Source organism: Microcystis sp. M113S1 (genome assembly GCF_020246945.1).
Classification (GTDB): Bacteria; Cyanobacteriota; Cyanobacteriia; order Cyanobacteriales; family Microcystaceae; genus Microcystis.
Genome location: NZ_JADBSA010000265.1, coordinates 1 through 12167, shown reverse-complemented (window position 1 = coordinate 12167; position 12167 = coordinate 1). Strand labels below are relative to the sequence as shown.

General features: G+C 41.9%; 10 protein-coding genes and 1 pseudogene. 6 read left to right on the top strand and 5 right to left on the bottom strand.

Annotated elements, in window-relative coordinates; translation table 11 throughout:
- Positions 1-464: 464 nt before the first annotated feature.
- Positions 465-2006, top strand: a complete 1542-nt coding sequence (locus IM319_RS13430; RefSeq protein ID WP_287735915.1) for a ferredoxin--nitrite reductase — start codon at positions 465-467, stop codon at positions 2004-2006.
- Positions 2007-2372: 366 nt separating this feature from the next.
- Here the strand turns inward: IM319_RS13430 and IM319_RS13425 are convergent, their stop codons facing one another.
- Positions 2373-3407, bottom strand: a complete 1035-nt coding sequence (locus tag IM319_RS13425) for a PstS family phosphate ABC transporter substrate-binding protein (RefSeq protein WP_287735914.1) — start codon at positions 3405-3407, stop codon at positions 2373-2375.
- A gap of 485 nt (positions 3408-3892) precedes the next feature.
- On the opposite strand from IM319_RS13425, the gene pstS reads away from it, so the two are divergent.
- The 5 genes from pstS to pstB (IM319_RS13400) all read left to right on the top strand — a co-directional run bounded on the left by pstS (position 3893) and on the right by pstB (IM319_RS13400) (position 9111).
- The gene (pstS, locus tag IM319_RS13420; RefSeq protein ID WP_287735913.1) at positions 3893-5014 is read left to right on the top strand and encodes a phosphate ABC transporter substrate-binding protein PstS; all 1122 of its coding nucleotides are present in this window, start codon (positions 3893-3895) and stop codon (positions 5012-5014) included.
- Between the two features lie 94 nt (positions 5015-5108).
- A complete protein-coding gene (pstC, locus tag IM319_RS13415; protein WP_287686033.1) occupies positions 5109-6068 on the top strand; it encodes a phosphate ABC transporter permease subunit PstC in 960 nt (319 codons plus the stop codon).
- A 306-nt stretch (positions 6069-6374) separates the two neighbouring features.
- Entirely contained in the window at positions 6375-7268 is an 894-nt protein-coding gene (pstA, locus tag IM319_RS13410; protein WP_002732684.1) for a phosphate ABC transporter permease PstA, read from the top strand.
- Between the two features lie 95 nt (positions 7269-7363).
- The gene (gene pstB / locus IM319_RS13405; RefSeq protein WP_287686032.1) at positions 7364-8167 is read left to right on the top strand and encodes a phosphate ABC transporter ATP-binding protein PstB; all 804 of its coding nucleotides are present in this window, start codon (positions 7364-7366) and stop codon (positions 8165-8167) included.
- A gap of 146 nt (positions 8168-8313) precedes the next feature.
- Positions 8314-9111, top strand: coding sequence for a phosphate ABC transporter ATP-binding protein PstB (gene pstB, locus IM319_RS13400; RefSeq protein ID WP_008196127.1), 798 nt, complete (start codon positions 8314-8316; stop codon positions 9109-9111).
- A 242-nt stretch (positions 9112-9353) separates the two neighbouring features.
- Here the strand turns inward: pstB (IM319_RS13400) and IM319_RS13395 are convergent, their stop codons facing one another.
- The 4 genes and pseudogenes from IM319_RS13395 to IM319_RS13380 form a co-directional block, all read right to left on the bottom strand.
- Positions 9354-9584 carry an aspartate aminotransferase gene (locus IM319_RS13395; RefSeq protein WP_287735912.1) on the bottom strand — a complete coding sequence of 77 codons (231 nt, stop codon included), beginning with the start codon at positions 9582-9584 and terminating at the stop codon, positions 9354-9356.
- A gap of 772 nt (positions 9585-10356) precedes the next feature.
- The gene (locus IM319_RS13390) at positions 10357-10554 is read right to left on the bottom strand and encodes a hypothetical protein (protein ID WP_287686029.1); all 198 of its coding nucleotides are present in this window, start codon (positions 10552-10554) and stop codon (positions 10357-10359) included.
- Between the two features lie 31 nt (positions 10555-10585).
- Positions 10586-11161 (bottom strand): peptide deformylase, encoded by a 576-nt coding sequence (gene def / locus IM319_RS13385; RefSeq protein WP_287076906.1) that lies wholly within the window; start codon positions 11159-11161, stop codon positions 10586-10588.
- Positions 11162-11383: 222 nt separating this feature from the next.
- Positions 11384-12167: pseudogene (locus tag IM319_RS13380) on the bottom strand (serine/threonine protein kinase); the annotation flags it as partial.

Below are 12167 nucleotides of genomic sequence, written 5' to 3'. Positions count from 1 at the left end.
GGGTTGGGGGTTGGGGGTTGGGGTGTGGGGTGTGGGGTTTTACCCATTTTCAGGTGGTCAATTACCTAATTTTCAGGGAAAAAGTCCCTGAATTTTCCCCCCAATCACTCCAAGGGTCGGCACTTTTTGAGGGAAAAAAAATCTAAAAACCTTGTTGGATAAGGTTTTTAGATTTATTCAGCAAACCCTATTTATTCTCCCCACTTCCCCACACCCCACCTTAATGCACTTACTGCATGATATAAATGCCTAAACACGATGGTGAGCGGATTTCTGTTACAAACAATACAAAATTATCCAACTTAAAACGAATTAAATAACAAATAGAGACTAGGTAAATTACTAAATTTTTGCTAATGACGACAGTATTTTAAAGAATACTTATTGTTAAATCCCGATTTCTTCATTTCTAAACCGCACCAACTAGAACAATTGCACCCACAGACCAGTAAGGAGATAGATTCGTGGTACAAGCACCTGAAAAAGATGGAACAACTCTCAATAAATTCGAGAAATTTAAAGCCGAAAAAGACGGATTAGCCATTAAAGATGAACTGGATCATTTTGCCCAAATCGGTTGGGAAGCGATGGATAAAACCGATTTAGAACATCGCTTAAAATGGGTGGGGGTTTTTTATCGTCCCGTCACCCCGGGCAAATTTATGATGCGTTTGCGGATTCCTAACGGCATTCTCAGTAGTGAGCAAATGCGAGTTTTAGGGGAAATCGTGCAGCGTTACGGTGATGATGGCAATGCCGATATTACTACTCGTCAAAACCTACAATTACGCGGTATTCGTATCGAAGATATTCCTGATATTTTCCAACGACTAAAATCCGTGGGCATGACTTCGGTACAATCGGGCATGGATAATGTCAGAAATATTACCGGTTCACCCATGGCGGGACTAGACGCGGATGAATTAATTGACACCAGGGAATTAGTCCAAAAAGTCCAAGATATGATTACCAACTACGGTCAAGGTAATTATCAATTTACCAATCTGCCCCGCAAATTTAATATTGCCATCGAGGGGGGACGGGATAATTCCGTTCATGCGGAAATTAACGATATTGCCTTTGTTCCTGCCTATAAAGAGGGAGAATTAGGCTTTAATGTCGTGGTGGGCGGCTTTTTCTCAGCTAAACGCTGTGAAGCGGCAATTCCCATCAATGTTTGGGTGAGACCGAATCAGGAAGTGGTGGATTTATGCCGAGGAATTTTGGAAGTTTACCGCGATAACGGATTGCGCTCCAACCGTCAAAAATCCCGTTTAATGTGGTTAATTGATGAGTGGGGAATTGAGGAATTCCGCACGCGGGTGGCTAATCACTTAGGTTATCCTTTGGCAACGGCAGCCGAAAAAGACGCTATTGACTGGGAAAAACGAGATCATTTAGGAGTTTTTCCCCAAAAACAGGAGGGATTGAGCTATATCGGTCTTTGTATTCCCGTTGGTCGTCTATTTGCCGATGATATGTTGGATTTAGCCCGGATTGCCGAAGTGTATGGCAGCGGAGAATTGCGTTTAACCGTGGAACAAAACGTGATTATTCCCAATATAGCGGCTGAAAATATTGCGACTCTTTTAACCGAGCCTTTACTGGCTAAGTTTACCCCCAATCCCACTCCTTTACAACGAGCGCTCGTTTCTTGCACGGGGGCGCAATTCTGCAATTTTGCCCTGATTGAAACCAAAAATAAGGCTGTGGACTTGATTCGTCAGTTAGATGCGGAATTAAATATCCCCCGGGGTGTGCGGATCCATTGGACTGGTTGCCCTAACTCCTGCGGACAACCCCAAGTGGCCGATATCGGTTTGATGGGGACAAAAGCGCGCAAAGACGGCAAAACCGTGGAAGGAGTTGACCTCTACATGGGGGGTAAAGTGGGTAAAGATGCCCACCTGGGAAGCTGTGTACAAAAAGGGATTCCCTGTGAAGATCTAAAATCGCTGTTAACCTCTATCCTCATCGAACAATTTGGGGCGACACCGAAAGGTTAATTAGGGTTTGCAGCAAAAAGTTTTTCGTGGGGGTAGGGTGTGGGGTGTGGGGTGTGGGGTGTAGGGTTTTACCGATTTTCAGGTGGTCAATTACCTAATTTTCAGGGAAAAAGTCCCTGAATTTTCCCCCCAATCACTCCAAGGGGCGGCACTTTTTGATTGACAAAAAGTCTAAAAGTCTTATCGAACAATGTTTTTAGATTTATTCAGCAAACCCTAATTAACAAGTTTCTCGATAAGCTGGGGGGTTTATCCCCTCTTTTTTTTCTGTATCTCTGTTGCTTTAAATTGGCAAACCTCTTGCTATGGTAGGGGGCAGATAGGAGCAGGAAAATTCTTATATATTTTCCTTCCAGATGGGAATCGTTACTTAGCTTCAAATTGGGCTTGTTTACGAAGTAATTCCCCGATGGTTAAATTGGGTTGGGGTCTGCCATCAAAAACTGTTCCTATCTCAAATTTTTGCAACTGTACCCGTGCCAAATGATAGGCCTCATCCGGTAGAGGAATATAACCAATACTATCTAATAAATCAGGAACTCGATCGAGATAATATTTGACAAATTTCTCTAAAGCGGGATTCCCTTGGGCTTTTTGGGCATTAACATAAATAAACAAAGGACGAGATAAAGGCTGATATTTACTATCCTCTACATTGCTGCGAGTTGGTTCGATACCGTTAACTTTCAAAGCTTTTAATTTATCCCGATTTTGTTCATAGTAAGCATGACCAAAATATCCCAAAGCGTTGGGATCTTGACTGACGGCATTAACTAAAGCTTGGTCATCTTCACTAAAATTAAAGTCCCCACGACTGGCATCTTTGCCGTTAATTACCTCACTGAAAAAATCGTAGGTTCCGGAGTCTTTACCGGGCCCGTGAAGGGTAATCGGTTGGTCAGGCCAAGCGGGATTAATTTGATTCCAACGTTTGATTTTATTCTCGGCCGCTGGTTCCCAAATAGTTCTTAATTCTGTAGTTGAAATATCATCAAGCCAGTTATTTTGGGGATTGACTACCACGGTTAAAGCATCAAATGCGATCGGTAGTTCGATAAATCTTACCTTATTAGCATCACATTCTTTTAATTCTTCCACAGAAATCGGCCGAGAAGCATTATTAATATCGGTTTCTCCCGCACAAAATTTTCTAAAACCGCCGCCGGTTCCTGAAATATTAGTGTCAATTTTAACATCAGCCAAAGCTTTGTTAGGGGTATTAGCTTTAAAATCTTCGAGAACTTTATTGGTAATTGGTGCTACGGTACTCGAACCATCAATTTTAATTGGTTTTAGGTCTTGAGGATTAATATTGGCACAAGCGGGTAAAAGTAGAGCAGTTCCTAGGACAATTGCGACTACTTTGGTCGGACGAGATAGCTGAGTAAAAATTTCTAGCATAGGTGTAAAAAGGACAAAGTAAAAAAGGGGCACTAGGTGTTTTTTCAGTGACCAGTAAACAGTAATCAGTAATCAGTGAGGGATTTGGGTGTTGGGGAGTTTTTTGCTGTAATCGGTAATCGGTGAACTGAAAACTCACATCTGATAACTGATAACTGATAACTGATAACTGACTCAAGGCTGGGGGATGATGGCTAAAAACCTTAATATTTTCTTTGTTGTTTTTACGTCGCTATAATGGTAAGGAAAGAGACAACCCCTATCTAGACATGAAAAGTTAGCGGCTTTACCTGCGACTTAAAACTAATGTTCAGTCAAAATAAATAGTAAAAGAAGTTGAGATTTTTGTCTAGTTATCGAGAAAATTTTCCTTGACAATACATTATATTTTTTTTATTCACTTCTTAACCTATTCTTTACCAAGCTGTGGTAACTTTTAGCATAAGATTTAAGGCAGTTTACGGATCAAAATTAATCCTCATCCTATGCTCAACAACAACAGAACCCATTTACTAACAGCCTTATCCATAGCGACTTTAACAGCGACTTTAACCGCTTGTGGGGGCGGTGATACGGCAGGAACTAGCGGAGAGGGAAGCAATAGAATCTCCCAAGTCCCTCTACAAGGAGAGGTCGCCCTCAATGGTGCGGGAGCTTCTTTTCCTGCACCCCTATATCAAAACTGGTTTGTCACCATCAATCAACTATTTTCTAAACTGCTAATTAACTATCAATCTACCGGTAGCGGGGCGGGAGTCGAACAATTTATTCAAGGTACGATCGATTTTGGCGCTTCCGATGTAGCCATGAGTGACGAAGATATGGCCAGAGTTAGCCGCGGGGTTTTACTGCTACCGATGACGGCGGGAAGCATCGTTATGGCTTATAATTTGCCCGGAGTAGAAGGGCTGAAACTAAGTAGGGAAGCCTATGTAGGCATCTTTTTAGGCACGATTACCCGTTGGAACGATGCCAAAATTGCCGCCGATAACCCCGATTTAAAACTACCCGATCAAGAAATTACCGTAGTTCACCGGGCAGACGGTAGCGGGACAACGGGAGTTTTTACCAAGTTTTTAAGCGCCGTTAGTCCCGAATGGAAAAAAAGCATCGGGGACGGAAAAGCCGTACAATGGCCGACCAAAAAAGGTAAATTTCTCGGCGGTAGAGGCAATGAAGGCGTAACTGCCCTAATTCAACAAAATCAAGGCTCGATCGGCTATATCGAGTATGGTTTCGCTAAAAATAATAACCTGCCCATGGCCGCCCTGCAAAATCAGGCGGGTAAATTTGTCAATCCCGATGAAACCAACGCCGCTGCAACCTTAGCCACGGTGGAATTACCCGAAAATCTGCGGGCTTTTATCGTTGATCCCCCGGGGGAAAATTCCTATCCCATTGTCACCTACACTTGGATGTTGGTTTATAAAAAATACAACGATCCCCAAAAAGCTTTAGCTATGGAGGCGATGATCGAATTTGGACTCAATCAGGGACAAGAACAAGCCGGTCCCCTTGGTTATATTCCCCTACCGAAAAACGTCCGGGAACGAGTAGCCGCCGCCGCCGATGTCATCTATCCTGATTACACAATCAGGGTGGATTAGTCGCCGAAAAAATGTATTCAAAGTTACAGTAATAGTGTAGAAAAGTCAATTTCGACCTTAGCTACCTCAAACTAGCTGGATTTAAACCCTAATCATGAGTGCGCCTACAGTTTCACCCGACTCAACTTTTAAAGAACGTCCAGAATCGGAAAAAATCCTCGATAAAGGCTTTGTTGGATTAACTACCGCCTTTGCCATCGCTATTGGGGTAATTTTGCTCCTAATTGCCCTAGTTATTTTTATTCGGGCTTTACCAGCGATTCAAACCTTTGGTCTGGGATTTTTGACCAGTAGCGCTTGGAATCCCGTGCGCGGTCGGGAAGAATTCGGAGTTCTGCCCGTTATCTACGGAACTCTCGTTAGTTCTCTGATTGCCCTCCTGATTGCTGTTCCCCTCGGTATCGGTTCGGCCATTTTTTTAAGCGAAGATTTTATTCCCTTAAATGCGCGGACAATTTTAGTTTTTCTCGTACAACTCTTGGCCGCTATTCCCAGTGTTGTTTACGGATTGTGGGGTATTTTTGTACTGATTCCTATACTCAGACCCCCGGGCAACTGGTTAAATGCTAATTTTAGTTGGATTCCTCTGTTTAGCACCCCCTTGGGCGGGCCAGGTATGTTACCGGCGGGGGTAATTTTATCGATTATGATCCTGCCGATTATTATCGCTATCTCTCGTGACTCTTTGGCCGCTTTACCGCCGGATTTGCGGCAAGCTTCCCTAGGTTTGGGAGCCACCCGTTGGGAAACGATTTTTCGGGTATTAATTCCTGCCGCTTTTTCCGGGATTGTCGGGGGGATTATGTTAGCTTTAGGGCGGGCTTTAGGGGAAACAATGGCAGTAACGATGATTATCGGCAATTCTAACCGCATTAGTGCCTCTATTCTCGCCCCCGCTAACACGATCGCTTCCTTATTGGCTAACCAATTCGCCGAAGCATCGGGAATGCAAGTATCAGCTTTAATGTATGCGGGTTTTGTTCTCTTGGTTTTGACCCTAGTAGTCAATATCTTCGCAGAATTAATCGTTAATCGCGTCAAAGCTAAGTATTAAGCCATCGGTCGTCAGTTATCAGTTATCAGTTTTGAGTTTTAAGTGAGCAGTATGTATGGATCTTCTCGACTTTGTTTGATAATTTTTGCTTATGGAATCGTGAAATGCTTACTAGGCGACACTTTTAGGACTATTTTGCGGATATTCTATCAGTATAGACCTCGTTTCCACACAGAAACCAGAAAAGCCTATGTATTAAGTGATCATCATCAAATGGCAGTTTACTGCTGTCTTTTCACTTTTCACTGTTTACTGTTTACTAATCACTGATTACTGTTCACTGATAACTGATAACTGATAACTGATATGGATAGTGCGAATTTAGGCAATAATCTCAAAAAGAAACCGAGTAGTCCTCGATCGCTATTGGGGACAATTATGACCGTTCTCTCGGCTTTATGTTTAGCTGTCACCGTGATTCCCCTTTTTGCCGTCCTAGGCTTCGTTTTTGTGCAAGGGGTGGGTCGTTTAAACGCTAATCTCTTTACTAAATTACCACCACCGCCGGGGTTAGGAGGAGGCGGCATCGCTAATGCCATTTTAGGCACAATTATCGTCGTTGCCCTCGCTACAGCGATCGCAGTTCCCATCGGCGTTTTAGCGGCGGTTTATCTCTCGGAATTTAGCGGTGATAACAAACTTGCCCAGGGTGTGCGCTTTGCTACCAACGTTTTAGCGGGCGTTCCCTCGATTATTGTCGGGGTTTTCGCCTTCGGTTTGTTAGTTGCGCCCTTATTTGGCGAAGGAACAGCCCTTTTAGGTTTTTCTGCCCTGGCCGGTTCGATCGGTTTAGCAGTGTTAATGTTACCGACTATTATTAGAACCACCGATGAAGCTTTAAAAATCGTTCCCCAAGACATCCGCTGGGCAGCCATGGGTTTAGGGGCCTATAACTACCAAACCGTCCTAAAAATCGTCCTTCCTGCCGCAGTTCCCGCTATTTTAACCGGTGTGACTCTGGCGATCGCTAGGGCAGCCGGGGAAACCGCCTCCTTAATTTTTACGGCATTATTCTCTAACTTTTGGCCTCGAGGTGTCTTTGAACCGATTGCCACCCTTTCGGTCTTAGTTTTCAACTTTGCTACGGCCCCTTTTGCCCCTCAACAGCAATTAGCTTGGGCAGGTGCTTTAATTCTGGTGCTTTTGGTGTTGGTAACTAACATTTTATCCCGTTTAGCTACGCGCCAGAAAACCTATTAAGTAAAGTAAAAAGTGAAAAGCAAAAAGGGATATTTAAGTAAAAATCTACCTATCTTTCTGATTCCTAAATTAGCCAAATTCAAGGTAAATAATTTATGCTAACTAACTCTAACACCCATTCTACAGGAACCGTTTTAAAGGTCGATAAGGCTGATATCTACTATGGTAATTATCGAGCAGTACGAGACGTTTCGATCGATATTCCCAAAAATAAAGTCACCGCTTTTATCGGACCCTCTGGCTGCGGAAAAAGTACCATTCTCAGGTGTTTTAATCGTCTCAATGATTTAATTCACGGTTTTCGTATTGACGGCAAAGTTTTTTATCATAACCAGGATATTTACTCTCAAGAGGTGGATCCTGTCGAAGTAAGAAAATGTATCGGTATGGTGTTCCAGCGCCCTAATCCTTTCCCCAAATCCATCTATGATAATGTGGTTTACGGATCGCGATTAAATGGTTATAAAGGCGATTTAGATGAATTAGTAGAAAAATCCTTGCGTCGGGCAGCTCTCTGGGAAGAAGTAAAAGATAAACTGAAAGAAAGCGGTTTTTCCCTATCGGGGGGACAACAACAAAGATTATGTATTGCTCGCGCTATTGCCGCTCAACCAGAAGTATTATTAATGGATGAACCCTGTTCGGCACTCGATCCGATTTCAACTTTAAAAGTTGAGGAATTAATGCACGAGTTAAAAGAACGTTATACAATTATTATTGTTACTCACAATATGCAACAAGCTACTAGAGTAGCAGATTTAACGGCTTTTTATAACGCTGAAGCCACCGATAAAGGGGGCAAAATTGGTTATCTAGTCGAGTTTGATCATACGGACAAAATCTTCGGTGATCCTCAAGAACAAGCAACTAAAGATTATGTTAGTGGACGTTTTGGCTAAATCAGTTATCAGTTATCAGTTATCAGATGTGAGTTTTCAGTGAACAGTATGAAGTGGCAAGTTGGCAGTTTTCTTTTCACTGATTACTGATTACTGTTTACTGGTCACTGAAAAAAAACACCCATCTTCTTTTTCCTTTGAAAATTATGTATAGTACAGATGTTGTTACCGATGCGGTTTTGAGAACCAAAAACTTAAATGTTTACTACGGTTCTAATCTCGCTGTTCGTGATGTTAACCTTGATATTCCTGAGAAAAAAGCGATCGCTTTTATCGGTCCCTCTGGCTGCGGAAAAAGTACGGTTTTGCGCTGTTTTAATCGCATGAATGATCTGGTTAAAAGTGCCAAAATTGAGGGAAAAGTTACCTTTCGCGGTCAAGATATTTATGGTAATTCCGTTAATCCTATCGGGTTACGCAGTCGTATTGGTATGGTTTTTCAGAAACCGAATCCTTTTCCTAAATCTATCTATGAAAATATCGCTTTTGGGGCGCGCTTAAATGGTTACATCGGTGATATGGATCAATTAGTGGAGGAATCTTTAAAAAAAGCCGTTCTCTGGGATGATGTTAAAGATAAACTCAAAGAAAGTGGTTTAGCTTTATCGGGGGGACAACAACAAAGGTTATGTATTGCCCGCGCTATTGCGGTTAAACCAGAAGTTGTTTTAATGGATGAACCCTGTGCGGCACTCGATCCAATTTCTACTCTAAAAATTGAGGAATTAATTCACGAATTAAAAACCCAATATACTATAGTTATTGTTACTCATAATATGCAACAAGCGTCACGGGTTTCTGATTTAACGGCTTTTTATAATGCCGAACCGACCCCAAAAGGCGGTAAAGTGGGTTATTTAGTGGAATATGATCGCACGGAGGTAATCTTTCAAAATCCCGCTCAAGAGTCCACTAGAGATTATGTTAGTGGTCGTTTCGGTTAAAGGATTAATAATTAATCGTTATTCACGACCCTGGGATAGATTAATTTTTTCCCCAGGGAATGATTGAAAAATGATTAACTTAACTGATTGCGAAAACGTTTGGCGCTAATAGTTAAAAGTATGACAGCGAAACCAATCAGAGCTAATAAACGAATAGCAAAACCAAAGATAAAAAGAGTCATCACAGACAAAATGAAAGCGCGGGCAAGGGTAAATTGACGCAACTAAACTGCACTAATTCCTTAGGACATTGGTAGAGAATTAGTTTCATAAAATTGCCCGATTACGGATAGATTTTGACGGCATTTTTCGGGAACTTCTCGCCCCCTTTCCATGTCTAAGTCTAAGGCAGTAGCGAGGGTAATATAATCTAACTTTGCTGGTAATTTTCCCCGTTGTTGACCTTCTTCTCTACCTTCTTTTGTTGCTTCTTGATAGACTTTAGTTTGTTTGAGATGGCTAAGACTAAACATGGCTTCTATGCCAACTATGCCAACAAGGTTTTTAGACTTTTTTGCCCTCAAAAAGTGCCGACCCTTGGAGTGATTGGGGGGAAAATTCAGGGACTTTTTCCCTGAAAATTAGGTAATTGACTACCTGAAAATGGGTAAAACCCCACACCCCACACCCCAACCCCCAACCCCCACCGAAAAACTTTTTCAGCAGACCCTATATAATTCTAAGTAGAGAGACAGATAAAAAGCTCTCAAGTCTCTTGAGCAATTTGTTTAACTATCATCATATCAATCATGGTTGTTTTCTTGAATATGTTTGAGTTTAATTAAAGTTTGTTAGCAGTTGAGTTGACGTTGAAAAAGTGACTGTTGGTTGTGTTGGGTTTCTTTCCTCAACTCAACCTACAAGAGCAGCGATCGCACTTCCGATTTTATCACTCAATCCTTGACTTTGGGGGGTTCTACCCCCCAAACCCCGAAGCGCATTAGTTTTTCGGTGGGATGCTTACAGACAGATGCTGATATATTTGTAATAATTTAAGAGTCACTGATAATTGCTGATTGTCCGTATTTCTGCAAAGGTGAGATGCAGCCTGGAGAAATCTTTACCTAATCAGATTTTCAGCGGTCGGCATATAATTCATTGTCATGAAAGATGATAAAATCCTCAAAATAAGTAACTTTTTCTGGCAATTTGTCCTGTAGTTAAAACAAACAAAAGAGAGAAATAAATTCTCTCTTCTGCTCATGAAAATTATGCCAATTTTTCGATAACCGAGGGGAAGTTATTCTACTTGTAATTGGCTCTTGTGTCTTTAACCGCCGCCCAAAAAAATAGGGCTGTTAGTGGCACACTTGCAGCTAGAATTAAGCCAGTGGTGGTATTGCCTAAATCCGGTTCTCCCGAACTAATTTCAAAGACACAACCCACACTGGCGATCGCTGCAATACAGGATAATAATAATAAAACGCCGCTTTTCGGGGTCATCTTCACTCCTCACCTAAATTAACTAATGCCTTTATTTTGTCACTTTCTCAACAGGTTTCACCGCTTGCACGGAAAAACCGTGTTTTTTTAATTCTTCATTGAGTGCCAAATCGTTATCTACTCTATCGACGAACATGACACCATTAAGATGATCCATTTCGTGTTGAATTACCCGCGCTAGTAAACCGTTAGCTTGCAGTTTTCGCGGTTTCCCCTGTTCATCTTTATAACTGACTTCGATCGATTGGGGACGGATGACATCTAAAAACACATCGGGAATACTCAAACAACCTTCTTCCGCTTTGCACAATTCCCGACTATAACCGATAATTTGGGGATTAATCAGAATTAGGGGCGTATTTTCGGGTTTATCGGGTTCACAATCGATGACAATCAATTGTTTATTGACTGCCACTTGGGGAGCTGCTAACCCGATACCATTGGAACTATACATAGTTTGCAGCATTTCTCTGGCTAATTGACGAATGCTGTCATCGACTTTAGTAATCCGCTTGGCCGGTTGACGCAAGACTCGATCGCCGAGATAATGCAGTTCTAAAGGGGGTTTTTCTAATTTGCGTTTTTCTACGGTAACAGTGGCGCTCATAAACTTAATTATCGATGGGATGACACACTTTTGATCTTAGTCACTGGCTCTGGAGCAAAAAAGCCCAGACTCTTCATAAAATTTTACACTGATCACAGACAGTTCGTCTATATCAGGGGGTGGGAAGTGGGGAAGTGGAAAGTGGGGAGATTTTTCAGTTATCAGTAAGCAGTTATCAGTAATCAGTGGGGGAGAAGGGAGAAAAAAGCTGATTGTAACCAGCTACCTATTAGTAATGGGTATTCCTAACCATTGACTTAATTCCGCTGCTAACCATTCAATTTCGGGGTTACTCAGATATTCTTTTGTCTTACTGCTAATAGTATATTCTTTAGTCCCCGCCCAAATAGTTAAAGCCATCGGTACATAAACTCGATCGCCATCGCTATCTTTGGTATGATAACTATCAGCTTTCACCAGTTTATTAATATGTTGCCGTGCTATTTTCTTTTTGCCGGGAAGTTGCCAACCAAAAATTCGCTGAATGGCAACAATTTCTTCCCTATCAATAGTGATAATTTCCTCCCCTTTGAGACAATAAATAATCTGGTAAAGCATTCCTAAACCCACAAACCAAAAGGGCAAGGAAAAGAGCAGAAAAAACCAACTCATCCAGAGAGGAATAGAAACGGCTCCTCCTGTCCATACTAATAAAAAAGCGTTCCAAGCGATGGCAAAGGCTCCAAGAAAAATTAATTTAGGGGTAAAACCTTCGGGAGGTAAAGATATTTTAATTTTCTCCTCGCTTTTTTGCAACTGTACCCGACTCCCTGCGGGTTTTTCAAGGTTTGAGGCAGTTAATTGCATTTCGTGGAGAGTATTTAAAGCTTGATTGGCTGCCTGTGCTGAAACAAACCTTTTCTCGAGACTAGGTTCAATTAACTGCCCTAACCAATGAACAAAAGCAGGACTTAAATTGGCTAAATTATTTAATTGAATTTTGCCATCTTTTTGGGGTAAATCGGCGGGATGAATGCCTGTAGCTAGATAGATTAAAGTGGCTCCT